General features: G+C 65.3%; 24 protein-coding genes. 11 read left to right on the top strand and 13 right to left on the bottom strand.

Going from position 1 to position 25,446, the window contains the following annotated elements; all coding sequences use genetic code 11:
* Positions 1 to 160 precede the first annotated feature (160 nt).
* Entirely contained in the window at positions 161 to 949 is a 789-nt protein-coding gene (locus AC3WJR_RS09825; RefSeq protein WP_492724604.1) for a hypothetical protein, read from the top strand.
* Here AC3WJR_RS09825 and AC3WJR_RS09820 read toward each other — a convergent pair.
* A complete protein-coding gene (locus AC3WJR_RS09820; protein ID WP_492724602.1) occupies positions 946 to 1,254 on the bottom strand; it encodes a hypothetical protein in 309 nt (102 codons plus the stop codon). The two genes, AC3WJR_RS09825 and AC3WJR_RS09820, sit on opposite strands and share 4 nt — an antisense overlap.
* Positions 1,251 to 1,436, bottom strand: a complete 186-nt coding sequence (locus AC3WJR_RS09815) for a hypothetical protein (RefSeq protein WP_492724600.1) — start codon at positions 1,434 to 1,436, stop codon at positions 1,251 to 1,253. Before AC3WJR_RS09815 ends, AC3WJR_RS09820 begins: the two co-directional genes overlap by 4 nt.
* Positions 1,437 to 1,522: 86 nt before the next feature.
* Between AC3WJR_RS09815 and AC3WJR_RS09810 the strand changes: the two genes are divergently transcribed.
* The gene (locus tag AC3WJR_RS09810) at positions 1,523 to 2,155 is read left to right on the top strand and encodes a S24 family peptidase (protein ID WP_492724598.1); all 633 of its coding nucleotides are present in this window, start codon (positions 1,523 to 1,525) and stop codon (positions 2,153 to 2,155) included.
* Positions 2,156 to 2,170: 15 nt separating this feature from the next.
* On the opposite strand, the gene AC3WJR_RS09805 is transcribed toward AC3WJR_RS09810, so the two are convergent.
* Positions 2,171 to 2,359: a hypothetical protein gene (locus AC3WJR_RS09805; protein ID WP_492724596.1), complete on the bottom strand. Its 189-nt coding sequence runs from the start codon at positions 2,357 to 2,359 to the stop codon at positions 2,171 to 2,173.
* A gap of 181 nt (positions 2,360 to 2,540) precedes the next feature.
* On the opposite strand from AC3WJR_RS09805, the gene AC3WJR_RS09800 reads away from it, so the two are divergent.
* From AC3WJR_RS09800 to AC3WJR_RS09785, 4 genes are all read left to right on the top strand, one after another.
* Entirely contained in the window at positions 2,541 to 2,753 is a 213-nt protein-coding gene (locus AC3WJR_RS09800; protein WP_492724594.1) for a hypothetical protein, read from the top strand.
* A gap of 54 nt (positions 2,754 to 2,807) precedes the next feature.
* Positions 2,808 to 4,793, top strand: a complete 1,986-nt coding sequence (locus AC3WJR_RS09795; protein ID WP_492724592.1) for an autotransporter assembly complex protein TamA — start codon at positions 2,808 to 2,810, stop codon at positions 4,791 to 4,793.
* The gene (locus AC3WJR_RS09790; protein ID WP_492724590.1) at positions 4,790 to 8,962 is read left to right on the top strand and encodes a translocation/assembly module TamB domain-containing protein; all 4,173 of its coding nucleotides are present in this window, start codon (positions 4,790 to 4,792) and stop codon (positions 8,960 to 8,962) included. Before AC3WJR_RS09795 ends, AC3WJR_RS09790 begins: the two co-directional genes overlap by 4 nt.
* 270 nt (positions 8,963 to 9,232) lie before the next feature.
* Complete coding sequence (locus AC3WJR_RS09785) at positions 9,233 to 9,751, top strand: GAF domain-containing protein (protein ID WP_492724588.1); 519 nt, start codon at positions 9,233 to 9,235, stop codon at positions 9,749 to 9,751.
* 375 nt (positions 9,752 to 10,126) lie between these two features.
* On the opposite strand, the gene AC3WJR_RS09780 is transcribed toward AC3WJR_RS09785, so the two are convergent.
* The 5 genes from AC3WJR_RS09780 to AC3WJR_RS09760 form a co-directional block, all read right to left on the bottom strand.
* Positions 10,127 to 10,369: a hypothetical protein gene (locus AC3WJR_RS09780; protein ID WP_492724586.1), complete on the bottom strand. Its 243-nt coding sequence runs from the start codon at positions 10,367 to 10,369 to the stop codon at positions 10,127 to 10,129.
* A gap of 359 nt (positions 10,370 to 10,728) precedes the next feature.
* The gene (locus AC3WJR_RS09775) at positions 10,729 to 11,181 is read right to left on the bottom strand and encodes a hypothetical protein (protein ID WP_492724583.1); all 453 of its coding nucleotides are present in this window, start codon (positions 11,179 to 11,181) and stop codon (positions 10,729 to 10,731) included.
* A gap of 323 nt (positions 11,182 to 11,504) precedes the next feature.
* Positions 11,505 to 11,912 carry a host attachment family protein gene (locus AC3WJR_RS09770; RefSeq protein WP_354284255.1) on the bottom strand — a complete coding sequence of 136 codons (408 nt, stop codon included), beginning with the start codon at positions 11,910 to 11,912 and terminating at the stop codon, positions 11,505 to 11,507.
* Positions 11,913 to 12,000: 88 nt separating this feature from the next.
* The gene (locus tag AC3WJR_RS09765) at positions 12,001 to 12,705 is read right to left on the bottom strand and encodes a hypothetical protein (RefSeq protein ID WP_492724576.1); all 705 of its coding nucleotides are present in this window, start codon (positions 12,703 to 12,705) and stop codon (positions 12,001 to 12,003) included.
* A gap of 347 nt (positions 12,706 to 13,052) precedes the next feature.
* Entirely contained in the window at positions 13,053 to 14,477 is a 1,425-nt protein-coding gene (locus tag AC3WJR_RS09760) for an aldehyde dehydrogenase family protein (protein ID WP_492724572.1), read from the bottom strand.
* Between the two features lie 121 nt (positions 14,478 to 14,598).
* Here AC3WJR_RS09760 and AC3WJR_RS09755 point away from each other — a divergent pair, with 121 nt between their 5' ends.
* The 4 genes from AC3WJR_RS09755 (at position 14,599) to AC3WJR_RS09740 (ending at position 18,620) form a co-directional block, all read left to right on the top strand.
* Complete coding sequence (locus tag AC3WJR_RS09755) at positions 14,599 to 15,573, top strand: quinone oxidoreductase family protein (protein WP_492724570.1); 975 nt, start codon at positions 14,599 to 14,601, stop codon at positions 15,571 to 15,573.
* A gap of 107 nt (positions 15,574 to 15,680) precedes the next feature.
* Positions 15,681 to 15,935 carry a GCG_CRPN prefix-to-repeats domain-containing protein gene (locus tag AC3WJR_RS09750; protein ID WP_492724568.1) on the top strand — a complete coding sequence of 85 codons (255 nt, stop codon included), beginning with the start codon at positions 15,681 to 15,683 and terminating at the stop codon, positions 15,933 to 15,935.
* 180 nt (positions 15,936 to 16,115) lie between these two features.
* Entirely contained in the window at positions 16,116 to 17,648 is a 1,533-nt protein-coding gene (locus tag AC3WJR_RS09745) for an aminoacyl--tRNA ligase-related protein (RefSeq protein ID WP_492724566.1), read from the top strand.
* Between the two features lie 300 nt (positions 17,649 to 17,948).
* Positions 17,949 to 18,620 (top strand): outer membrane protein, encoded by a 672-nt coding sequence (locus AC3WJR_RS09740; protein WP_492726096.1) that lies wholly within the window; start codon positions 17,949 to 17,951, stop codon positions 18,618 to 18,620.
* Positions 18,621 to 18,743: 123 nt separating this feature from the next.
* Here AC3WJR_RS09740 and AC3WJR_RS09735 read toward each other — a convergent pair whose 3' ends face one another.
* From AC3WJR_RS09735 to map, 5 genes are all read right to left on the bottom strand, one after another.
* A complete protein-coding gene (locus tag AC3WJR_RS09735; RefSeq protein ID WP_492724564.1) occupies positions 18,744 to 20,243 on the bottom strand; it encodes a carbohydrate porin in 1,500 nt (499 codons plus the stop codon).
* A 95-nt stretch (positions 20,244 to 20,338) separates the two neighbouring features.
* Positions 20,339 to 21,283: an oxygen-dependent tRNA uridine(34) hydroxylase TrhO gene (gene trhO / locus AC3WJR_RS09730; protein WP_492724562.1), complete on the bottom strand. Its 945-nt coding sequence runs from the start codon at positions 21,281 to 21,283 to the stop codon at positions 20,339 to 20,341.
* 291 nt (positions 21,284 to 21,574) lie between these two features.
* The gene (glnA, locus tag AC3WJR_RS09725) at positions 21,575 to 22,996 is read right to left on the bottom strand and encodes a type I glutamate--ammonia ligase (protein WP_277968607.1); all 1,422 of its coding nucleotides are present in this window, start codon (positions 22,994 to 22,996) and stop codon (positions 21,575 to 21,577) included.
* A gap of 133 nt (positions 22,997 to 23,129) precedes the next feature.
* Positions 23,130 to 23,468 carry a P-II family nitrogen regulator gene (locus AC3WJR_RS09720; protein WP_277968606.1) on the bottom strand — a complete coding sequence of 113 codons (339 nt, stop codon included), beginning with the start codon at positions 23,466 to 23,468 and terminating at the stop codon, positions 23,130 to 23,132.
* A 327-nt stretch (positions 23,469 to 23,795) separates the two neighbouring features.
* Positions 23,796 to 24,620 (bottom strand): type I methionyl aminopeptidase, encoded by an 825-nt coding sequence (gene map, locus AC3WJR_RS09715; protein WP_492724559.1) that lies wholly within the window; start codon positions 24,618 to 24,620, stop codon positions 23,796 to 23,798.
* 64 nt (positions 24,621 to 24,684) lie between these two features.
* On the opposite strand from map, the gene AC3WJR_RS09710 reads away from it, so the two are divergent.
* Complete coding sequence (locus AC3WJR_RS09710; protein WP_492726094.1) at positions 24,685 to 25,440, top strand: competence/damage-inducible protein A; 756 nt, start codon at positions 24,685 to 24,687, stop codon at positions 25,438 to 25,440.
* Positions 25,441 to 25,446 lie beyond the last annotated feature (6 nt).

Genomic DNA, 25,446 nt, shown 5'->3' with positions numbered 1-25,446 from the left:
CCGATGCTTGGCGAGCCCGTCCACCGGATCCTGCACCGCGCGTTTGCCCCCCGTATACCGCCCGGACCAACTTCCGAGGACGGGCGCGAGGTTTCCGCACTAGCGCCCGCCGCGCGCGTGTTTACCAGATCCACACCGATGACATGGCAACGTCCGCGCCGTGGCCATCCGCTCCAACCCTGAACAAGTGATCCCGGTCGCACCGATCGTCGGGGCGATCGTCAGTGCCTGCGCGGCGGTTGCCTTTGCGATCGTGCCTACGGCGTTGGTAGAGCGGATCCTCATCGCCAGCGGAATCGCGTCGCTCGTTTCGGCGGCGGCGCCTTCGCTTGGCTTCACTGCGCGGGTGCTGCTCGTGGTGGTCGGCGGCGGGGGGCTCGGCCTTATCGCGTGGTTGGCCTCGGGCCTGCTGTTCGGTCCGGCCGATGCCCCGATTGCAGGGGAGGGCTTCGTTCTGCATTGGTCCGGGCAAGACGAGGATGACGCGCCGTTGCTGCGCAGGGCGGACCCACGGTTCGATGCGCCGCCCCGCGCTCCACTGCGCGCACATCGCGATCTTGGCACGGGGATTCCGGACGTTTCGTCTCGCCCCGCCGTGGCTATGCGACCCACGGTGGCGGAAGGGGATCGCAATCCATCGATCCTTGTTGGCGAGCGCACGCTGCCTGATACGCAGGCCGAACCAGTGGCCGCCTATGACGCGGACCCGTCGAAGGGAGATGCGGCATCAGACCGCACGCACGCGGCCCCGAGCCCTTCGGTCAAGGGTGACCCGGCAGAAACGATCCACGCCTTGCTCGACCGGCTTGAGCGGGTCCTGCAACGTGGGGCGGCGGGGCAGGATGCAACCGCAAGTGCGATGTCGACGGCGCCGCCGGCCCGGCCACCGGCGGGCGCATTCGAGGATACGCTCGCAACGCTGCGCGCGCTGGCACAGCGCTCGCGCTAGGTTTCAACGGTCAGCACCTCGATGCCGACATCTGCGCCAGTATCGGTTCGCACCACCGTCGCGACGATCAGGTCCGCGACCAGATGCCCGCGTAGCGGCAAGTCGACTTCGTCCAGCCCAGCGATCCACGCGTCGGTTCCGGCACCTTCAATCGCCAGTGCCATCCTGTGACACGCGCCGACGAATGTCGCGCTCGCCCAGCGGCAGCTTTCGGTCGCGTGCCATGACAGCGAAAGGCCGCACCGCTCGGCATGGCGTTCCAGCACGCGCCGCAGCAATGTCGCTGCATCCGGGCCCCGGCTCATTGCGATGCCTCGTCATGTTGGGCAAGGAAGGTTTCGATCCGGCGCACCATCTGCTCGCCTGGCTCGCGCCCGCGTCGCAGGTCGTCGACCAGCCGCGGATCGCCCACCGCCAGACGCCCGAACCTGGTTCGTGGCATGGCCGTTTCACGCAGATAACGATCGATCTTGTGCAGCACCGACATGTTTGCCCTTCCCAGTTGAGTCGCTGTATGTTCACGATGTGTTCCGCTATTTCCAACTTGTCTAGGAATTTTCCTATGGTACCGTCATGACCATGGTCGCAGCCGATCCTCGTGCCCGCCTTGAGGCGCTGATTGTTGAGCACGGCGTTGGTTATGCCGCGCTGTCGCGGATGCTGCGACGGAACGACGCGTACCTTCAGCAATATGTCCGACGCGGGACCCCGCGGATCCTCGCAGAACGCGATCGTGCGTTGCTCGCGGCGTATTTCCGTATCGATCAGAGCGAATTGGGTGGCCCGCCGACGCCGTCGATGGCCGCGATCCGCCGTCTGGCGGTGGAGGCATCCGCGGGGGCCGGCGCGTCGGTCGACCCGTCCGACGAGCGGGATGGCGCTCGCACGATGCTGCTTGATCCCCGGCTGCTTGCCGACCTGCGGCTGGCATCGGAGGACGCAAGCATGCTGACCGCGCGCGGTGATTCGATGCTGCCGACGATCGCGGACGGGGATACGCTGGTGGTGGACGAACGCGACCGGAAAATGGGGCCTCGTCCCGCGATCTTCGTCTTGCGGCACGAGGGCGTGCTGCTGGTCAAGCGGGTGTCACGGCGCGACGACGGTATCGTCATCGCCAGCGACAATCCGGCCTATCCCGTGATCCAGACGTCGCATGCCGACATCATCGGGCGGGTCGTGTGGCTGTCACGCGCGCTGCGATGACGCGCGATTGGCGGTTCAGCGGTCGCGCTTGCGGTCCAGCAGCCAGATGGCCAGCGACATGGCGACACCCGCCGACAACCCCGCGAGGAACCCCCGCGTCGGCCCCAGCGCGGTCAGCAGGCCGATCGCAGCGCCGAGCATGGCGCCCAGCGCGATCAGGAAACCACCGGCGAGCGGGGAGCGGGGCGGTTGGGGAGCGGGCATGATCGGCGCTCTGCCATGTCGCGTGCACGGACGCCAGCGTCCCGATCCGGGAAGCGTGGATCACCCGGAACACAAACGCGCAAATGCCGTGTTGCGGACGCGTGACGCGGCCGACAAGAGTTGGTAGGCGCCCCCTGTTCCGGGCGGATCTTGCGTTGCCTCGGGACCTTATGGAGCCAGAATGCCGCATCTCCCATACCTCGCCGACCGCGCCGAATTGACCGATGCGAGCGACCTGATCACCATGTTCGGCAGCGATGCGCGGACCGAAGCGGCGGCACGTGCGGACCGCAGCCGCGATCTTGGCAATTACCTGCATTTTTGCCGCTGGCGTCAGATCGAACGGTTGATTGGCTGGCTTTCGTCCGACCGCGCGATCGGCACGGTCCACTAAAGCGCTACAGCAATCCTCTGTCGCTTCGCAGATTGGCGGGCTAGGAGGACGACCATGTCGTTTCCGGTTGGGCGGCGGGGCCAGTTGCTTGCCGCCGTCGGGGTCTTTGTCGTGGGGTGTCCGGGCGCGGTTGCACAAGTGCGTCCGGCCGAGGAGTCCGCCGGTCCACCGATTCCCGCCATTCCCGCCGAACCGCAACGCCTCGACCCGCAATCGCCGATGGCAGATCTTCCGGGTCTGGGGGTCGACTGGCCCGACCTGTCGAAGGCCCCGACCGAGCCCGTCGCCGCGACCAGCGCCGCCACGGTGACCGGCGAGGTCCGCTACAGCTACCGTGTCGACGGGATCGACAGCGTTGCCAGCGCGCTGCTGCGCGAACGGTTCGATCAATTGTCGACGCTGAAGGCGAATGACGGCCAGCCCGCCAACGCCGCACAACTCGATCGCCGCGCTCGCGAAGATGCGACGTTACTCACCTCGCTGCTCAAGGCGGACGGCTATTATGACGCGCGCGTCGCAACGCGGGTCGAGCCCAATACGCTTCGACCGCTCGTGGTGCTCGATGCCGATCCGGGGGTCCTCTACAAGTTCAGCGGAGTGACTCTGTCAGGAGTTGCAGGTGCAGGCGACAAGGAGGCGTTGCTGCGCAATGCGTTCGGCGTGCGTGCCGGCGACCCGGTCAATTCCGATACGATCGTTGCGGGACAGACCGCATTGGCCACGACGATCACAGACAAGGGCTTTCCCTTCGCGGTGGTCGGCGATCCCGCGATCGTCGTCGATCGCGCGGCGCGCACCGCGACGCTCGACGTGGCGGTCGTGCCGGGGGCGGAGCGGCGGTTCGGGCATGTCGTGATGACGTCCGGCGAGCAGGTGTTCGATGCGAAACACGTGCAGGATATCGCGCGTTTCACGCCTGGTAACCCGTATGATGCGTCCGCGCTGGTGGATTTGCGACGCGCGTTGATCCAGACCGCGCTCGTCTCGACGGTCAAGGTCGAGCCGGTCGAGGGCCAGACCCCCGGCACGGTCGACATCGCGGTCGGCGTCGAACGCGCGCCGCCGCACACGATCGCGGGGGAGATCGGCTATGGCACTGGCGAAGGCGCGCGCTCCGAAATCAGCTGGACGCATCGCAACCTGTTCCCGCCCGAGGGCGGGCTGACGCTGCGCGGCGTGCTCGGCACGCAGGAGCAATTGGCAAGCGTCATTTTTCGGCGCAACAACTTCAAGGGCCGTGACCGGATCCTGACGGCGTCGATCACTGCCTCCAACCTGAAGCGTAACGCCTATCAGGCGCGCACGTTCGGGCTGGCGGCAAGCCTCGAGCGGCAGACCAACATCTTCTTCCAGAAGAAATGGACGTGGTCGCTCGGCGGGGAATTGCTGGCATCGGACGAGCGCGATGTGATCGTGACCACGGGTGCGCCGCGGCGGCGGACCTATTTCATCGGCGCGTTGCCCTCGACGCTCAGCTACGACGGGTCGGACGATCTGTTGAACCCGTCGCGGGGTTTCCGCTTGAGCGGGCGCTTCTCGCCCGAACTGTCACTGCAGGGCAACGTGTTCGGCTATTCCCGCGTCCAGCTCGACGCGAGCACCTATCGCAGCGTCGCGAAGGGCACCGTGCTGGCCGGGCGTGTGCGGCTGGGGACGATCGTCGGCGCGCCGCGCGATGCGATTGCGCCGTCACGGCGTTTCTATGCGGGCGGCGGCGCATCGGTGCGCGGCTATGGCTATCAGGACATCGGCCCGCGCGACCCCAATAACGATCCGATCGGGGGGCGCAGCCTTTCCGAATTCTCGATCGAGGCGCGGGTCAAGGCGTTCGGCAATTTCGGGATCGTGCCGTTCTTCGACGGCGGCAACATCTACACCCGCGCGCTGCCGACCTTCACGAACATGCGCTACGGTGCCGGGATCGGGGTGCGCTATTACACCAATTTCGGCCCGATCCGGATCGACGTCGGCACGCCGGTCAACCCGGTCAAGGGCGATCCGCGCGTCGCGGTCTATGTCTCGCTGGGACAGGCGTTTTGACCGATCAGGCAGCACCCGAAGCGATCGACACCCCTGCGGTCGCCCCGACGCCGCGGCGCTGGGGACGCAAGCTGCTTGGGGCAATCGTCGGCCTGATCCTGCTCGCGGGCGCGCTGGTGGCGTCGCTCGACACCGGGATCGGCCATCGCTTCCTGACCGACCGGATCGCCGCGCTGCGCCCGGCGAACGGCTTGCGCTACCAGATCGGGCGGATCGACGGGTCGATCTACGGCAAGGCCAGGCTGATCGACGTGCGCATTCGCGACCGGCGCGGGCTGGTGTTCGCAGCACCCCGCGCCGAGCTCGACTGGGCACCGCTGCGGTGGGTGCACAACCGGCTCGACATCACACGCCTGCACATCGCGCAGGCGCGGCTCGAGCGATTGCCCGACCTCATCCCATCAACGCGGAAACGGCCGATCCTGCCGTCGTTCGACATTCGGATCGGTGCGCTGTCGGTGGATCGGCTCGTGCTGGCGAAGGCCGTGACGGGCACCGAACGCGTCGGTCGTCTTGCCGGTCGCGCAGATATTCGCGGTGGCCGCGCGCTGGTCGATCTGGATGCGGCGGTCGCCGGCAGCGACACGCTGCGGCTCAAACTGGATGCCGCGCCCGACCGGAACATGTTCGACATCGACGCCCATGCGCGGGGCACCGCCAACGGGCTGCTTGCAAAACTCGCAGGGTTCGCCCGGCCGATCGCGCTTGATGTCGCCGGACGCGGAACGTGGAAGCAATGGGACGGCCACGCGATCGCGGATGTCGGCACGGTGCGGCTGATCGACCTGAAGCTGACCAACCGCGCAGGAACGTATGCGCTCGACGGCGTGCTGATCCCAGCGCCGCTGTCGCACGGCAAATTGCAGACCCTGTCGACACCGCGCGTGCTGGCGCACGGCAGCGCGACGCTGGTCGATCGCCAGTTGAAGGGCACGCTGTCGGTGCGTTCGGGGTCGCTAAACCTGATGGGCGACGGGACGCTCGATCTCGCCGCGAACGCGTTCCGCTCCGTCCGGCTGCACGCCGTGCTGCTGCGCCCGAGCGGACTGTTCCGCAACATGAGCGGCCGCGCGATCGAACTGCGCGTGCTGCTAGATGGCGCGTTCGCCACCGCGCGGTTCGATTATCGGCTCGCCGCCAAACGGTTCGCATTCGATGCGACCGGGTTCGAGGACGCCTACGCCGCTGGCAGCGGACGCTTGTCCAAAGCCCCCGTACTGGTCCCGATCCGCTTCGTCGCCAAGCGCGTGACCGGGGTGGGCGACGTCGCGGGTGGGATCCTGCGCAATCTGACGATGCAGGGCGTGCTTCGTGTCACCGCGACGACGGTGACGGGCAACGCGATGCGGCTGACCTCGGACAAGCTCAACGGACGGTTCGATCTACAACTCGACCTGCGCAACGGGCGGTATGAAATCGCGCTCAACGGCGGGTTGAAGCGGTATCTGATCCCCGGGCTCGGCATCGTCGATGTCGCGACCTTGCTCAAGGTGGTGCCCGGCGCGGACGGGCATGGCACGCGCGTGATGGGGCAGGGGACCGCGCAGATGGTCCGGCTCGACAACGCCTTCTTCCGTTCGCTCGCGGGCGGGTTGCCGCGGATCGTCACCGGGCTCGAACGCACCACCGACGGGGTGCTCCATCTCAACAATCTGGTGCTGACCGGGCCGCAGATCCGCATCACCGGCAACGGCATCCGGCGGCGCGACGGGACGTTCCACTTCGAGGGGACGGGCACGCAGCAGACCTATGGCCCGCTGACGCTCAAGCTAGACGGCAAGATCGATCGGCCGACGATCGACCTGGTGTTCCAGCGGCCCAACGAGACCCTCGGGCTGCACGACGTGGTCGCGCATCTCGACCCGACCGAGGCGGGCTTCGCCTTCACCGCGCGCGGCGGATCGCGGCTCGGGCCGTTCACCGGCAATGGCGCGATCCTGTTGCCCAAGGGCGGCGGCGGGACGATCGCGATCGCCGATCTCGCGGTCAGCGGGACGCATCTGTCGGGGCCGCTCGCGATCGTCGATGGCGGCTTCAACGGGCGGCTCGCGGTGGCGGGCGGCGGCGTTACCGGCGCATTGCTGTTCGCGCCGGTCGGCGACAACCAGCGGATCGAAGCGCATCTCGACGCACGCGCGGCGACGCTGGCGGATGGGATCACGGTCCGGCGCGCGCGGCTGGATGCGGTGACGGTGCTCGATCCGGCGGGCACGTCGATCGAGGCGTCGCTGACCGGGGGCGGGTTGCGGCGCGGGTCGCTGGTGCTCGCGCGGTTCGCGGGCAAGGCGTCGCTGCGCGGCGGGGTCGGCACGATCACCGCATCGATCGCGGGATCGGGCGGGCGCGCGTTCGATATCCAGTCCGTGACGCAGGTTACGCCCGATCGCTATACCGTATCGGCGCAGGGCACGCTGGACCGGCGGCCGATCAAGCTGGTGACGCCCGCGGTGTTCAGCCGGGATGGCGCGGACGGCTGGCGGCTGGCGCGCACCGAGCTGACCTTTGCCGGCGGGGACGCGCAACTGTCGGGCCGGTTCACCCGCGGCGCCAACGCAATCGATGCCAAGGTTGCACACATGCCGCTTGCGATCCTCGACATCGGCTACCCCGGACTGGGGCTGGGCGGGAGTGCGTCGGGGAGCCTATCCTATTCACAAGGCGGGACAAATCCGCCGACGGGGCGGATCGACATGACCGTCCGCGGGCTCACCCGCTCAGGGCTGGTGCTGACCTCGCGCCCGGTCGACGTCGGCATCGCGGGGATCCTGTCGGCCGACCGGATCGCCGCGCGCGCGGTCGCGGCAACCGGGGGCAAGACCGTCGGGCGCGCGCAGTTGCTGCTCAACCTCCCCGCCGGGACCGATCTGGCGAAACGCGTGGAGGAGGCGGGCGTGTTCGCGCAACTGCGCTACGACGGCGCGGCGGACACGCTGTGGCGGCTGACCGGCATCGAGCTGTTCGACCTGACCGGCCCGGTCGCGATCGGCGCGGATGTCGGCGGGCGCGTGAGCAACCCGCAGATCAGGGGCGTCGTCCAGGCACGCGGCGCACGGATCGAAAGTGCGACAACCGGCACCGTGCTGACCAACGTGGTCGCGAGCGGCCAGTTCGGCGGATCGCGCCTGACGATCGACACCTTCACCGCCGAGGCGGGCAAGGGCGGCAAGGTCGTCGGCAAGGGCGCGTTCGATTTCGGCGCGAACAGCGGGTTCGACCTGTCGGTCCAGGCCGACCATGCGGTGATGATCGCGCGCGACGATATCGGCGCGACCGTGACGGGCCCGTTGCGCTTTCTGTCGAACAAGCGCGGCGGGACGATCTCGGGCGAACTCCGCCTCGACAAGAGCCGCTACCGGCTTGGCCAGGCGACCGCGGCGAGCGCGGTGCCGCAGCTCAACATCCGCGAGATCAACTTGCCCGGCGGCGGGACCGAGGACGACGATGTCGCGCCCGCGCCGTGGCGGCTCGCGATCCATGCACGCGCGCCCAACCAGCTGATCGTCTCGGGGCTTGGCCTGCGCAGCGAATGGTCGGCGGATCTGAACATCGGCGGCGCACCCGACAATCCCGCGATTTCAGGCCGCGCCGATCTGGTGCGCGGCAATTACGACTTCGCCGGACGCACCTTCGCGCTGGAACGCGGCAAGATCCTGTTCACCGGCGACGTTCCCGCCAACCCCGCGCTCGACATTGCGGCGAATGCGAGCACCACCGGATTGAACGCGACGATCAACGTGACCGGGCAGGCGCTCAAGCCCGAGATCGCCTTCTCCAGCACGCCCGCGCTGCCGCAGGACGAATTGCTGTCGCGGCTGTTGTTCGGCACCTCGATTACCAACCTGTCCGCGCCCGAGGCGCTGCAACTCGCGTCGGCGGTGGCGGCGTTGCAGAACGGCAAGGGCGGGCTCGACCCGATCAATGCGGTGCGGCGCGTGGCGGGGCTCGACCGGCTGCGCATCGTCTCCGCCGACCCGCAGACCGGGCAGCGGACCTCGGTGGCGGCGGGCAAATATATCACGCGGCGCTTCTATGCGGAGATCGTGACGGACGGCGCGGGCTATTCCGCGACGCAGGTCGAGTTCCAGGTGACGCGCTGGCTATCGGTGCTGTCGTCGATCTCGACGCTCGGGCGGCAAAGCGCGAACTTGCGGGTTTCCAAGGATTATTGAGAACGTCGGATGGGCGACGGGTATGTCTGACGTTGGTCGTCGGCGAACAGGCGGGTTTCGGGAAGGCTACGAAGGGACGGCGACAATCTGCGACGGTGGCGTGAATCGCGCCGACGGTAGACGTCGTGGTTCGTCTGCGACGGGCCCGAACGGGAATCCTGTCACAACAGCGAACGATCATATATTGGAACTGAAGAATAAACGCGTCGTCTAATGGACGGCTGACCAATGCCTACACATATTGAGCCAGTTCGAAGGACGCAATTCGGCATGGGCATTTCCGTTTTCACACCAGCACCCAAGCCGTTGAATGAATTTTCGAGAAGCCGCGCGGCCGCAGAATGGGCAAGAGACATAACCGCTGATTTGCCACGGCTGAAAAGGATATCGCACGAAGCCAAAGCGATTTTTGACGTCCGATGGGCCGGAATATCCGCCGTCGTTGATGACTGGCAACACGTCATTGCATCCTCTGGCGGAATGCTCGGTCTCTATCGACGTTCAACCGCCTTGAGCAGCTATGTCGTTGCGTATCCTTATCAACCGTTCTGCATTGCAAACGCACTTCAAGACGAGCGTTTTCACGGCAACCCGTTTGTCGAAGATGGCCTGATCGGCTTTTACGCGGGCGTTGCAATCTTTGATGCCGCTGGCCTGGCGGTGGGCGTCCTGTGCGTCACTCACCCACAGCCCCTCGAGATAATAGCGCCTGACGCACTCGAACTGCTGACGTCCCTAGCGCGGTCAGTGACCCCTCATGTCCTGCCCCGGTCGCCAGTACCGGAGTGATTGGACGGAAAAACTGGTTGCGGCGGGTGGCGCGGAACCACCGGGGCTCGTGTGGGGATTTGTGTGAGGTGGGCAACGAGACCTCAAAGCCCCTCCCCTTCAGGGGAGGGGTTGGGGTGGGGGAGTCCAGCAGAACTCTGTTCTCTGAGAGGCACTTCCCCACCCCCAATTCAGCGCCGGGTCGGTCATGCCCCCGGCACGCCTTAAACAGCGTGGGGCGCCGCTCACCCGGCGCTCCTGAAGGGGAGGGGCTTAAGAAGAAGTAACCTCAGGCCTGCGCGCCCTCGATCACGCCGCCCGAATTATGCCGCGGCGCCTTCAGCACCGTCTCGACCATCGCATCCGCATTGGGACTCACCACACGGACGCCTGCCGTTAGTCGCTGGTAAGAGGCGCGCCTTCATCGACGATCGTCGAAAGCTCGTCCCGCGCGGCATCGAGCGCTATTACCCGGGTCCGCGCATGATGAATGCGATCGACGTCGGCGGGCTCGCGGGTGGGTGACGAGTCCTTCGCTGCCTCACGGGTGGCGAGTTCGATTACGGCCTGGCGGTATTCGGCGCGGGCCGTGGCGAGTGCTGCATCCAGTGCGCTTGTCAGTTCGTTTGGTGAAACCATTGAATGCCTCGCTTGCGATGTTCTGCCGGAGGTTCCCGGCGTGCGGAGGCTGAACACGCCAGCAAGGCCGTAGTTGCTACATTCGCGGGATTAGCAGGCCTCGCCCCTCCATTCCGCGCACGGGACGCTGGTTCCCGCGGTTTGCCATGGCGCGCATTGGGTCCGAATGATGGCGCTGTCAGTGCAGAAGAACGCGCCAGAATGGGCAGATGTGTTGGATAGCCGAACGACCGCTTTTGCGGCGTCTCGTTGCGTACTCTTCGTAACCCTCAGTGAAGTTCAAGATGCTAAAGTTGAGCAACTTACCCTCGATCAGACTCGTTTTGAGAAAAGGGAGCCAGTTATGGCTCCCTTCGTCATTAATATCCTCGTTCGAGGGCTTGCCTGCCCTGAACCCTTCCAATTTGCTCCGGGGTCATGCCTGGCTTTATTTCGGTCGGTAGTCCATCAAGGTTCGAAAATCCGACATTGGCAATTGGTCGAGCCTGCCCGTAGCCGGGGCAATACTTCGTGACATTGTGAACGAGTTTGAAGTCCCCTTTGCCGAAGGCATAGGAACGTGCTCCCTCACAATCTCCGCTGGCGAGTAACAAGCCGAGTTTCTTCGCCCGATGCCGTTCCATATTGAAAACAGAAAGCCAGCCGACATTCACTTGCTTTTGAATGTCGCACGAGGTGGTTGGGCCGGTGGTCTGACACACTGCCGAGGTATTTGGCTTCTCAGTGCCGAAGAAACCGCCTCGAGCGTTCCCCAACTCGACATGGATCGGGCCTGTGTCATGCGCCCCCGCCATGGCGCTTGTAGCCATCATTGAGAGAGCTAACGGATATCGCATCATCTTCCCCCTAGTAAAACGCCCCTTTCGAGGATGGTACGAAAGTATGATAGCTACCCGTTAGGTTTAGATTAATTCACAAAGCCAGTGTTCCTCGGACAGTGCTCGGGTCGACATTGGCACCGGAGCATCTGCCATTGGGCGTGAGCGGCCATCGTGCCCAAGTGCCCCGTTCTGAGCTTATCCAATCCGGTGACGCGGCGCGGGACAATCCGCCGCTGACCCAGCCCAACGAAAAAGGCCTACCGCATCACTGCGGCAGGCCATGTAGGAGAAACAGTCAATCGCTTGGAGAACGATCAGGCCGCGTTGACCGCTTTCTCGATGTCGGCAACCGAATGACCGGTAAGGTCCTTCGAGACCTCCCCAACGAGCTTGGCGCTGAGCGTCTTGTGATAATGCTTGCGCAACTCGCCGAGCGTGCGCGGGGCCGCGATGATCACCAGCTCGTCGATCGATCCGCCCATCAGCTTCTTGTTGAGGATCTCCGCCACACCTGCGGCGAACGCGTCCTCGTCCTGCTGGCTGTCCGACGGATTGGCGGAGCTGCTCTGATGGCGTCCGCCCGAACCCATATTGTCGGTCGACACGTCGCCGGTCGGCTGTTCGGTCAACTTCAGCGAGCCTGCGTCGCCGGTATTCTTGAACAGCTTGAGATGCTCGCCGTCGACCACCGCGACGAGCGCACCTTTTTTCAAATCGGCCATTATCTCTTCCAATCGGGTTGTGGGTTACCGAGGGCCAACTCCCACACGCCCCGAACGGTTCATTTTGTGCTGCGACGGGATTCGTCGTTCACCGCACCCGCTTGGCTTTGGTCGCAACCGCAGGCGGCAGTGCCTGCACGCTGGGTGGGGCCGACGGAGCGACACTTGCCGTCGCCGGACGGCTGGCGGCGGGGTTCGCGGCGCGCCAGGCGTCATAGGCGGCGTAGAAATCGGTGAACGGCTTTTCGAGCAAGGGAAGGCGCTCGGCCGCGAAGGCGGTAAAGTCCATCTGTGTCGACGTCGCGCTGTCGGCGAGCGTCGTGATTGCGGCGCGGCAGAAGGGGTCGCGCGCCTGGGATTGCGAGAAGAAATTATAGAGCCGCGTCATCTGGTCGTCGTAACGGTCCTGCCAGTCGCCGCCGCGTGCCTTATACTCGGCGGAAAGCCGCGTTTGTGCCGTGTTCAGCACCGCTTTGCGACTGGTCAGCAGCGCATTGTACGCCGCGATGATCCTGTCTTCGTCGGGACCGCGACACGCCAAGGCGGCGACGTTGAGCGCGGCGCGCAAATGCCAGACCGTGCCGTCGGTGGAGAGATTGCGATTGGGCGTGAGATACCGGCCATCGCTCATCACCGCAGGCGTCTTCATGCCGACATAGGCACCTGCGGGCATCGCCAGTGGTGCTGCGACTGGCGCAGGCGGCGGCGGGATGGTCGTGACGATCGCGGGCTTGCGGGTGCAGGCCGACAGCAGCGCGAGGCTGATCGTGGTCAAAGCTGTACTACGGCGCATCGCAACCTCGTTCTTCCCCTCGGCATCGACCGCGCGCAAAATCACGACCCGGCACGGTCGGGGGAACTTCCCTTATCAGAATCGCGGTCGGCTATAATCGGGTTTGGGTGGCAGCGGTCAACCGCATGGATCGTTTCGCCGCTCTGGACGCGCTAACCGTCCGGTTCGGGCGTGCCGAAGCGATGCTTCAGCTTGCCGCTGTCCGCTGTTGCGCTTCCCCGGCGCAGGCCGGGGCCCAGGAGAAATGGCTGAGGTAACTGCGTGCAATCGCTCGCAATCTTCTGTTCCTCGACTGGGCCCCGGCCTGCGCCGGGGAAGCGCAGGATTGGGTGAGCGCGCAACCCCCGTCAGCTGGGCATCCCCACCACCGTCTTCACTTCCATAAAATCGGTCAGCCCGAACTTGCCGTTCTCGCGGCCATTGCCGGATTGCTTGTACCCGCCGAACGGTGCGTTGCCGTCGGGGCTCCACGAGTTGATCGTCACCAACCCGGCGCGCAGCCGCGGCGCGACCCGGGCGGCGGCGGCGGGGTCGCCCGAGATCGTCGCGGACAGGCCGAACGGCGTGCCGTTGGCGATCTTCACCGCCTCGTCCTCGGTCTCGTAGCGCGTGATCGTCGCCACGGGTCCGAACACTTCCTCCTGCGCGATCCGCATCTCGGGGGTGACGTCGGCGAACAGCGTCGGCTTGATGAAATAGCCTGCGTTGCGGCCATCCGGGCGCCCGGTGCCACCGGTGACGAGCGTCGCGCCTTCGTCGATCGCGGACTGGATCAGCCCCTGGATCTTGTCGAACTGCGCCTTGTTGACGACCGGGCCGATGTGCGCGCCCATCTGTGCAGGGTCGCCGACCTCGGTGCCCTCCATCATCGCCTTGACGATGGCGGTGGCCTCCTCGACCTGGCTCGCGTGGACGAGCAGGCGAGTCGGGGCGATGCAGCTTTGCCCGGAATTGGCGAGCACGCCCTGCACCGTCGGCGGCAGGACAGCGCCCAGATCTGCGCCTTCGAGCACGAGGTTCGCGGCCTTGCCGCCAAGTTCCTGGTGGACTCGCTTGACCGTCGCAGCGGCGGCCTGCGCGACCGCGATCCCCGCACGGGTCGATCCGGTGAAACTGACCATGTCGACGTCCTTGTGGCTCGATAATGCGGAACCGACGCCCGCGCCGTCGCCGTTGACGAGGTTGAAGACACCCTTCGGCACGCCTGCGGCGTCCATGATCTCGGCGAGGATCACCGCGCAGCCGGGGGATTCCTCGCTGGGCTTGAGGATCATCGTGTCGCCAGCGGCGAGCGCGGGGGCGACCTTGGCGGTGATCTGGTTGAGCGGCCAGTTCCACGGCGTAATCATCGCAACGACGCCTAATGGCTCGTGCACGACGGTCGAGCGACCGAGCCGTTCCTCGAACTGGAACGCGTTCAACGCCTTGAGCGTCGAGAGGAAATGCCCGAGCCCGGCGGGGACCTGCGCGGCCATCGCGAAGCCGATCGGCGCGCCCATCTCGCTGCTGACCGCCTGCGCGAGATCGGGGATGCGCTTCTTATATTCCTCGATGATCCGCTCAAGCAGCGCGGCGCGCTCGGCGACGCTGGTCTGCGAGAAGGTCTCGAACGCGGTACGCGCGGCGGCGACCGCGGCGTCGACATCGGCGGGGGTGCCGAGCGTGATCTCGGTGCACGGCTGCTCGGTCGCGGGGTCGATCACGGCATGGCGCACGCCGCCCTGGCTCTCGACCCAGGCACCATCGATATAGTGCTCGAGATAGCTCTTCATCCTCAGCCTCCGCGGTTTTTGAACTTGGGGTACGTCGACGCCGTTCTGGCGCGGAGCAACACGCGTTGCAACCTGAAACCCGTCCGGTACGTTGGCGCGCGACACAGGAAGGTACCAAGGTATGACGCGCACCGCACGGATCGAACGCACGGGGGGACCCGAGGTGATCGAATGGATCGACGTGGATCTCCCCGATCCCGGCCCCGGTGAAATTCGGATGCGCAACACCGTCGTCGGGCTCAACTTCATCGACATCTATTTCCGCAGCGGCGTCTATCCCGCCAGTCTGCCGACGGGGCTCGGGTCCGAAGCGGCGGGCGTGGTCGAGGCGGTGGGCGAGGGCGTTACCGGGCTCATGGCCGGCGACCGGGTCGGCACCTTCGGTCCGACGCCGGGGGCCTATGCCCAGGCGCGCAACCTCCCCGCGAAGACGGTGTTCAAGCTTCCCGACGACATCGATGACCGTACTGCCGCCGCGGTCCTGCTCAAGGGCTGCACGACCGAATTCCTCGTCGAACGCTGTGCCAAGGTCGAGGCGGGGCAGACCGTGCTGGTCCATGCGGCGGCGGGCGGGGTCGGGCATCTGCTCGTCGGTTGGCTGAAGGCGGTTGGCGCGACCGTGATCGGGACGGTCGGCTCGCCGGAGAAGGCCGATCAGGCGCGGGCGGCGGGGGCGGATCACGTCATCTTGCACAAGCAGGAGGATGTCGTCGCGCGCGTGCGCGAGATTACCGGCGGGGCGCTGGTGCCGATCGTGCTCGACGGGGTCGGGATGGCGACATGGGAAACGTCGCTGGCGTGCACCGCGCGGCGCGGGCTGATCGTCAGCTATGGCAATGCGGGCGGCAAGGTAACCGGGGTCGATCTCGGGACGCTCTCGACGCGCGGGTCGCTGTTCGTCACGCGGCCGACGTTGTTCAGTTATTATGTCACGCCCGAGGAACGCCAGGCGGGGATTGACCGGCTGTTCACGATGCTGCGATCGGGCGCGATCGTGCCGGTGATCGGCCAGACCTTTGCACTGGAGGATGCGGCGGACGCGCACCGCGCGCTTGCGGCGGGGGAGACATCGGGGGCGACGCTGTTGACCGTCTGACCAACGAAAAGGACCGATGCGGCGGGAACGGAACGCGGGCAAGGCATTGGCGTTTTTTCGATCTCCCGTGTTTCCGGGAGGTGTAAAAGCGTTATCGAGAGGTGCTTATGAAGAAGCTTCTTGCCGCGGTGTTCGCCGCGGGCATTGCCTTGGCTGCAGTCGGTCCTGCCGAAGCGGCGGGCGGATGCGGTCGCGGCTTCCACCCCGGGCCGCGGGGGATCTGCCGTCCGAATGGACCGCCAGTATATGCCCATCGCGGACCGCCGCGGGTGGGGTATTACTACCGGGGGCGTGGCTATTGGAACAATGGCCGATATTGGCAGAGCCGGTATCGCTATCGCAACGGCTGGCGCTATCGCTGATCCTTTCTAGCCCCTCCCCTTCAGGGGAGGGGTTGGGGGTGGGGCGGTGCCTCGCAGAGAGTTTGGTTTTGTTGGACGGCCCCACCCCAACCCCTCCCCTGAAGGGGAGGGGCTAAGTAGTCCGCATACAGACCGCCTCCGGGCTTTGCCCCCGCCGCATTTGCCGCTATCCGCGCGGTCATGATCAAACGCGCACTTCCCGTCACCCGCGAGGCCGACTTTTCCGCCTGGTACCAGTCCGTCATCACCGAGGCCGACCTCGCCGAGGAATCCGGCGTGCGGGGCTGCATGGTCATCCGGCCGTGGGGCTATGGCATCTGGGAGCGGATCCAGCGTCTGCTCGACGACCGGATCAAGGCGACGGGCCACGAGAATTGCTATTTCCCGCTGTTCATCCCGCTCTCCTATTTCGAGAAGGAAGCTGAGCATGTCGAAGGCTTCGCCAAGGAAATGGCGGTCGTCACGCATCACCGTCTGAAGGCGGACGGTCTCGGACGGTTGATTCCCGATCCCGAGGCAAAGCTCGAAGAGCCGCTCGTCGTGCGGCCGACGTCGGAAATGGTGATCGGCGCGGCATTCGCGCGCTGGGTTCAGTCGTGGCGCGATCTGCCCGTCCTGATCAACCAATGGGCGAACGTCGTCCGCTGGGAGATGCGCACGCGGATGTTCCTGCGCACCAGCGAGTTCCTGTGGCAGGAAGGCCATACCGCGCACGCCAGCGCGGACGAGGCGCGCGAAGAGACGCTCAAGATGCTCGAAGTCTACCGCGAATTCTCCGAAACCTGTCTCGCGCTGCCGGTGGTGGCTGGCGAGAAGCCCGAGAACGAACGTTTTCCCGGCGCGGTCGCGACCTACAGCATCGAGGCGATGATGCAGGACGGCAAGGCGCTCCAGGCGGGCACCTCGCATTTCCTCGGCACCAACTTCGCGCACGCGCAGGACATCAAGTTCCAGAATGCCGAGGGCGTGTTCGAGCTCGCCAATACGACCAGCTGGGGCGTGTCGACGCGGATGATCGGCGGCGTGATCATGGTCCACGGCGACGACGATGGCTTGCGCGTCCCGCCGCGGATCGCGCCGTGGCAGATCGTGATCGTGCCGATGCTGCGCGAAAGCCCCGAGGACGCCGCGATCGTCGACTATTGCAAGGCGTTGCAGGCGGAACTCGCGCAGCAAAACGCGCTGGGCGAACCTGTACGCGCGCTGCTCGACCTCAAGTTCGGCAAGACCGCGACCAAGCGCTGGGGCTGGGTCAAGAAGGGCGCGCCGATCGTGATCGAGGTCGGCGGGCGCGACGTGTCCGGTGGCAACGTCTCGGTGATCCGCCGCGATCGGCTGTACCGCGAGGACGGCAAGCTCGACAGCGCCGTCATCGCGCGGGGCGACTTCGTCGCTGCGGCGGCTGCGATGCTCGAGGACATTCAGGCATCGCTCCACAGCGAGGCGCGGGCGCGGCTCGACGCGAGCATTACGCAGGCGGCGGACTTTGCGGCCGTGGAAACGCACTTTGCAGACGGCGTGAAAAACCCCGGCTGGCTAGAGGTACAGTGGTCGCGCCCGACCGGCGCCGCACTCGATGCGGTGGTTGCGCGCCTGAAGGCGCTCAAGCTGACGATCCGCAACGCGCCGATGGAACAGGCAGCGCCGGTAGGGACGTGCATCTTCACGGGTGAGCCTGCGGTCGAACGCGTGCTGATCGGTCGCGCCTACTGATCGCCGGTGAACCCTGCAGGGGGAATGTGTCTCTCCGAAACGGCGAATCGGTCGGTGATCATCCGGTCGTCGTGACTGCGGGGCACTTCATCACATTCTCCCCCAACCGACGCCATGATCGTGCCGCATTTTGTTCAGGCTTTTGAAAGAAAGCGTTGCACAAATGTGACAGATCCGCGTTTCGCGATTTTAATTCCGCCGCGATGCAACAACCTGCGGACAATTAAGTTCAACCCGCTACGGGACACCCGACGCATCCCCCGGGTGCGATCCAACTGCCAAATCATGAGGCCATTACAAATGCGTACACTCAAGCTTGCCGCCGCAGCCGCTGGCGTCCTCTTCGCAGCCCCGGTCTTCGCACAGGACATGGCACCTGCCGCTCCTGCCGACACCGCGATGGCAGCACCTGCTGACACCGCGCCGCAGGCACCCGACGGCACGCGCGCATTCGGCATCGAGCCTTATGTCGGCGTGATGGGCGGCTGGGAGCAGTTCGACAACGAACCGAACCACGGCATCCCGCAGGCGATCAACTCGAACGGCACGCTGCGCAACAACTACCGTCTCGCAGGCGCGCTGGTTCAGGGCGTTGTCGGCTTCAACGTTCCGCTCGGCCCGGTCTTCGTCGGTGCAGAAGGTAACGTCGCAAAGGGCGTTTCCGGCAACATCGATTGGGAATATGGCGCAGCAGGCCGTTTCGGCGTTCGCGCTGGCGATAGCGGCATGTTCTACGGCAAGGTCGGGTATCAGTGGGTCGATTTCGACAACTACCCCGCCTTCGTCAGCGGCGACCGCAACAACAAGAAGGTCGACGGCGTCACCTACGGCATCGGCACCGAGTTCGGTCCGAAGGACATCGGCCTTCAGGGCATCACCGGCAACGCCGGCTTCCGCATCCGTGCAGAAGTCAACACGTTCGGTGACTTCCACAGCTTCCGTCCGATGCTGGGCGTGATCACGCACTTCTAATATTTCCCGAATAGTCGGACAGCCTTGAGGGGGCGGGGGATGGCAACATCCTCCGCCCTTTCTTGTTGTGGCGACGATCGCACGGTGCTGTCAGCGTGCGATCGGTCGGAACTAGACGGACGGTTACAGCGTCAGCGCGGCTTTTAGGCCCAGTACCGTCACGTTGCCGCGCGTTCGCACGCCACCCGGTTGGTGGATCCACTGGACGTTGGGCTGAAGTTCGAGCCAGGCGACCGGCGTCAGGCTGTAATAGAGTTCGGCGGCATATTCGGCATCGCGCACTGGCGTTCCCGGGATCAGGCGGTCCCCTGCGGCGGCGCGGCCATTGACGTTGGTACGCCCGATCGCGACGCCCAGCACGTCCCCTTCGAGCCCGGGCAGCAAACCCTTGTAGAAAATCCCGATCGTCGCCTGATTGTCGGTCACGCTGGTCGCGCGGTCCGCCTGCGTCACATTGGCAAAGACCCCGAGCCCGGTCAGCGCCTTGCCGTCCTTGGACGTTCCGCTGATCTGCTGTTGGATGGTAGCGTAGACGCCGTACCGCCCGGAACGCTGCAATGGCGCGAGGCCGGTGATCGCAATCGGACGGCGGTTGCGGTCGAGCAGCACGTCGTCGCCATTGGCGGTCGAATACCAGGCACCGACCTTGTACGATCCGACATGCCCGGTATCGCCGAGCCGGGTCCAGCCGGCCTCCACCGGAAGGAGCGCGCCGGTCGCGCCATGCCAGCGCGCGACGAAGAAGTTGTTCTTGAGGTTGAGCGGGTTGACCTCATACGCGGCGAGCTGGACATAGGCCCCGCTACCGACGTCGACATGCAGCCGCCCGCCCCACTGGCTGACCGGCCAGTTGTACCAATAATCGCCGACGAGATTGCCGGGCTGCGCGCCGCAGAAGGACAGGTTCTGGAAATGGCAGGAGAAGCCTGCGAAATCGGCGCCCGGATTGGTCCGGCCGACCTTGACCTCGATCGTCTCGCCGATCTTCTGTTCATACCATAATTCCGTGACGCGGACGGTCTGGCCGCGGCCGAAGACTTCCTGGACCTGCTGCAAGGTGCCGAGCCCGGCATCGTCGGACAGGTTGCGCCCGCGGCGCCATGTGAAGGTCGCTTGCAACGTGCCACCATCGATCCCGGCGATCTTGGCCATGTCGATCTTTGCGCCAAAATCGACCTGACCGGTTTCGGTCAGCTTCCTGCGCTGGCCGCCGGTGACGTTATACCCGCTTTCCGACGCATAGCGCGCGGAGACATCGAAGCCACGATCCCCCAGCCAGGTCCGTGCATGCCGCCAGTCGGCGAACAGCCCTGGCGGGGCGCTGCTCTGGGTATCGCCGATCTGCGGATTGAACAGCGTGTTGCGCGGACGCTGCATGCGGCCTGGCACCCGCCGCCTGGCGGGCGCGGTGGTTTCGCTGGGTGTGTTCGGGCCGGATGGGCCGGCGGGTTCGGTCGCGGGTTTCTGGCTGTCGTTGGCGGGCGGTTGCGCGGCCGGGGCATCCGCGGCTGGCGGCGGGGCACGGGCACCGATGTCGACCTGCTGCGCGAATGAGGGCTGCGCGAAGCACAAGGCGGTCGCGGACGTCGCCACGGCAAGGCGGCCAACGGTAGACGGAATCATCGGAACTCTCGCGTACAAAGCGGCCGAACATTGCCGCGCGCCGCACAAGCCATGTGCGCGGGATTTACGCTAGTCCCAACGCGGGAGGAAACGCGTCATTCTTCCGGGTTAGTGGGCGAACCATCGCGTTTCGGGGCGACGGCCCCGACATGCGCGCGCCCCTGCTGCTGTGCCAGCCCCACTTGCCGATGCCGTTCTGCATAGGCTGCGCGTCTGGCCTCATCGCGCGTGCCTGCGCAGGCGGGGCAAGCGATCCCTTCCTCGAACAGCGGCGAAGCGCGCTCTTCAGGCGATACGGTCATCCGGCACGCGCGGCACAGACCATGCGTTCCCGGCGCGAGCCCGTGCCCGACCGCGACGCGCTCGTCGAACACGAAGCATTCGCCTTCCCACCGGCTTTGTGCCTGCGGGATCTCCTCGAGATACTTCAGAATGCCGCCTTCGAGGTGGAAGACGTCGGTCAGCCCCTCGGCCTTGAGGAACGCGGTCGATTTCTCGCAGCGGATCCCGCCGGTGCAGAACATAGCGATCCGCTTGCCCTCTAGCTCGGCGCGATGTGCGCGGGCCCAGGCGGGGAAGTCGCTGAAACTGTCGGTCTTGGGGTCGATCGCCTGCGCGAAGGTCCCGACCTTGACTTCATAGGCGTTGCGCGTGTCGATGACCACCGTGTCGGGATCGTCGATCAACGCGTTCCAGTCGGCGGGCTTCACATAAGTGCCCGTATCGCCCAGCGGATCGATCGCGGGTTCGCCCATCGTGACGATCTCGCGCTTGATGCGGACCTTCATGCGGTGGAACGGCATCGTCTCGGCCTGGCTTTGCTTGACAGTGATGTCCGCGCAGTCGGGGAGGGTTCGGATATGTGCGAGCACGGTTTCGATCGCGGCGTCGATGCCCGCGATCGTTCCGTTGATCCCTTCGTGCGCGAGGAGCAGCGTGCCCCTGATGCCCTGCTCGGTGCAAAGGTCGAGCAACGGCTGGCGCAGTGCGTGCGGGTCGGGGAAGCGGGCGAAACGGTAGAGTGCGGCGACGTGGATCATGGCGGCGGCTTTACGGGGTTTCGGGCGGGTTTGGAATGTGGGTTGGGAAGTTGCCCCGGCCGTTCGTTTCGAGCGAAGTCGAGAAACCTGCGCTGTGCCGGGTTTCTCGACTTCGCTCAAAACGCATGGGTTGTGTGGTGAATTAGAAGAGGGCGCCCGGATTGCTCCGGACGCCCTTTCTAAAATCTCGTCGTGGCGAAGTCACGCCGTCGGTCCTCGCTCTGGCGAAGCCGGCCGACAGCTCCTGCGCGGACTTGGCTACGCCTCGTCCGCACCGGCGCGTGCCGCGCCTCAGTAGCTGTAGTACATATCGAACTCGACCGGGCTCGGGGTCATTTCCCAGCGCAGCACGTCGTGCATCTTGAGTTCGATGTACGATTCGATCTGGTCCTTGGAGAACACGTCGCCCTTGAGCAGGAAGTCGTGATCCGCCGCCAGCGAGTCGAGTGCCTCACGGAGCGAACCGCAGACGGTCGGAACCTCGGCGAGCTCTGCCGGGGGCAGGTCGTACAGGTTCTTGTCCATTGCCTCACCCGGGTGGATACGGTTCTGGATCCCGTCCATGCCCGCCATGAACAAGGCGGCATAGCAGAGATACGGGTTCGCCATCGCGTCGGGGAAGCGCACTTCGACGCGCTTCGCCTTGGGGCCGGTGCCGTACGGAATGCGGCACGAGGCCGAACGGTTGCGCGCCGAGTAAGCGAGCAGCACCGGTGCTTCATAGCCCGGGACCAGACGCTTGTAGCTGTTGGTCGTCGGGTTGGTGAAGGCATTCACTGCCTTGGCATGCTTGATGATGCCGCCGATGAAGAACAGGCACGTCTCCGACAGACCCGCATAGCCATTGCCGGCGAACAGCGGATTGCCCTTGTCCCAGATCGACAGATGCGTGTGCATCCCCGAGCCGTTATCTTCCTTGATCGGCTTGGGCATGAACGTGACCGTCTTGCCGTAAGCCTGCGCGACGTTGTGGCAGACATATTTGTAGATCTGCATGCGATCCGCGGTCAGCGTCATCGTGCCGAAAGTGAGGCCCAGTTCGTGCTGGCCGGCGGCGACTTCGTGGTGATGCTTGTCGCACGGCAGGCCCATTTCGAGCATCGTCGAGACCATCTCGCCACGGATGTCGACCGCGCTGTCGATCGGCGCGCAGGGGAAGTAGCCGCCCTTGGCACGCGGACGGTGCCCGAGGTTGCCGCCTTCATATTCGCGACCGGTGTTGGTCGGCAGCTCGATATCGTCGATCTTGTAATAGCTGGTCGCGTAGCTGTTCTCGAACTGGACGTTGTCGAACATGAAGAACTCGGCTTCCGGACCGATGAAGATCGTGTCGCCGATGCCCGTGGTCTTGAGATACGCCTCGGCGCGCTTGGCGGTCGAGCGTGGATCGCGCGCGTACAGCTCGCCGGTCGACGGCTCAACGATGTCGCACACCAAAATCAGCATTGGGGTCGCCGAGAAGGGGTCGGTCCACACTGCGTCCAGATCCGGCATGAGGATCATGTCGGACTCGTTGATCGCCTTCCAGCCCTCGATCGACGATCCGTCGAACATGAAGCCGTCGGTCAGTTCGTCCTCACCGACGACGCCCGCGACCATCGTTAGATGCTGCCACTTGCCCTTGGGATCGGTGAAACGCAGATCGACCCACTCGATCTCCTGGTCCTTGATCATCTTCAGCACGTCGTTTGCGCTGTTGCCCGTCTTAGCCATGTCCCCACGCCCTTTCTAAATACTGAAAAATTGCCCGCGCCAAAATTCGACCACGGGACTCGTATAGGATCGTCCTATTACGCTGTCACAAGATGTTGCGTTGCGTCAAACGCGCATTCCGATCATTGCGCGGTCAGATCGCGTCTTCGTTGCGTTCGCCCGTGCGAATCCGCAGGACGGTTTCGACCGGAATGACGAAAATCTTCCCGTCGCCGATGCGGCCGGTCTGCGCGGCGGCGGCAATCGCCTCGACGACGCGATCGGCGAGGCCGTCTTCGACGACGACTTCGAGTTTCACCTTCGGCAGGAAATCGACCACATATTCCGCACCGCGGTACAGTTCTGTATGGCCCTTCTGGCGTCCGAAGCCCTTGGCTTCCGTCACCGTGATCCCGCTGACTCCGACTTCGTGCAGCGCTTCCTTCACCTCATCGAGCTTGAACGGCTTGATGATCGCTTCGATCTTTTTCACGCTGGTACGCCTCCCGGAATGTCCGTTCACCTTACAATAACCATGCCAGGAGCGCGAGGGGCGGAATTGCGTGGGTTTCGCGTGGGGAGCGGGGGGTGCAGTGCCTAGCTGGCGCGCAGGTGGCGGGGGTGTGCCTGATTTTGCGGCATTGTGCTCGTCGTAGCGGAGCGTGCCGAACAAACCCACCACCCCGGCGAAGGCCGGGGCCCAATAGCGAAGGTGGAAGTAACGATGCACAGCGCCACAAACATCTGCCATCGCGATTGGGCCCCGGCCTTCGCCGGGGTGGTGGTGCTTGGCGCTTCGGGGAGTGCGCTACCCAACCCCTCAATAGGGCGGCTTGTCGAACCCGCCAGGGCTAAGCGTGAAGATCTCGCAACCGTCCTCAGTGATCCCGATCGAATGTTCGAATTGTGCGGAGAGCGAACGGTCGCGCGTCACCGCGGTCCAGCCGTCGTCGAGCAGCTTCACGTCCGCACGCCCGGTGTTGATCATCGGTTCGATCGTGAAGATCATCCCCGGCTTGAGTTCCGGCCCGGTGCCCGGACGTCCGGCATGGACCACCTCAGGCGCATCATGGAACAGCCGCCCAAGCCCGTGCCCACAGAAATCGCGCACCACGCCGTAGCGATGCTTCTCCGCATGGCGTTGGATCGCGTGGCCGATGTCGCCGAGATGGTTGCCTGGCTTGGCGTGCTCGATCCCGATCATCAGGCACTCGTAAGTCACGTCGACCAGCCGCTTCGCCTTGATCGGCACGTCGCCGACCAGATACATCCGGCTGCTGTCACCGTGCCAGCCGTCGAGGATCGGCGTCACGTCGACATTGACGATGTCGCCATTCTTGAGCGTCTTCTCGCTCGGGATGCCGTGGCACACGACGTGGTTGGTCGAGATGCAGCTCGAATGCGTATAGCCGCGATAGCCGAGCGTCGCGGGGATGCCGCCGCGATCCGCGATGAAGCGGCGAATCATGTCATCGAGATCGGCGGTCGCCATTCCCGGCACCATGAACGGCACGATCATGTCGAGCGTTTCGGCGGCGAGCCTGCCTGCGGCGTGCATCCCGTCGAACGCGTCGCGGCCGTGGAGCTTGATCGCGCCGGTCCGGCCCATCGGGGCGTCGGCGGTTACGGTTACATATTCGGTCATGACAATCGATATAGCGGCACGCTGCGGGCTTTGCGAGGGGGCGGCGCGGGGCTATGCGGGCGGGATGACCAACCGCATCTGGACAGCCGCGCTCGCGGTGATCGGCGACGAGATCCTCTCGGGTCGCACGCAGGATAAGAACGTCGCGCAAATCGCGGCCTGGCTCAACGTGCAGGGCATTCGCCTGGCCGAGGTGCGGATCGTCGCGGACCGGACCGAGGCGATCGTCGAGGCGGTCAACATCCTGCGCGAGCGCAACGACTATCTGTTCACCACCGGCGGGATCGGGCCGACGCACGATGATATCACGGTCGACGCGATCGCTGAGGCGCTGGGCGTGCCGGTCGTGTTCCATCCACAGGCGGTGGCGGTGCTCGAAACCTATTACGCCGATCGTGGCGGGCTGAACGACGCGCGCAAGCGGATGGCGCGCGTCCCCGAGGGCGCCGACCTGATCGAGAACCGGATGTCCGGCGCGCCCGGCATCAAGATCGACAACATCTTCATCATGGCGGGCGTGCCGCACATCACGGCCGGGATGCTGGACGCGCTGACCGGCACGCTGGAGGGCGGACTGCCCGTGATCTCGCGTACGATCGGTTGCTGGGTCGGCGAAAGCGAAGTCGCAGACGTGCTGCGCGAAGCCGAGAAGACGCATGAGGGCGTTGCGATCGGCAGCTATCCGTTCTTCCGCGACGGCCGCGTCGGTGCAAACTTCGTCGTCCGCGCGACCAATGCCGCACTGGCCGACCGTTGTATTGCGGATTTGACCGCGGCACTGGAGCAATCCGGTCGCAATGTCGTTAGCGACGGTATCTGATCGGGA

This window comes from Sphingomonas sp. FW306-05-A, from assembly GCF_058782275.1.
This window is presented reverse-complemented; position numbering and strand designations above follow the sequence as displayed.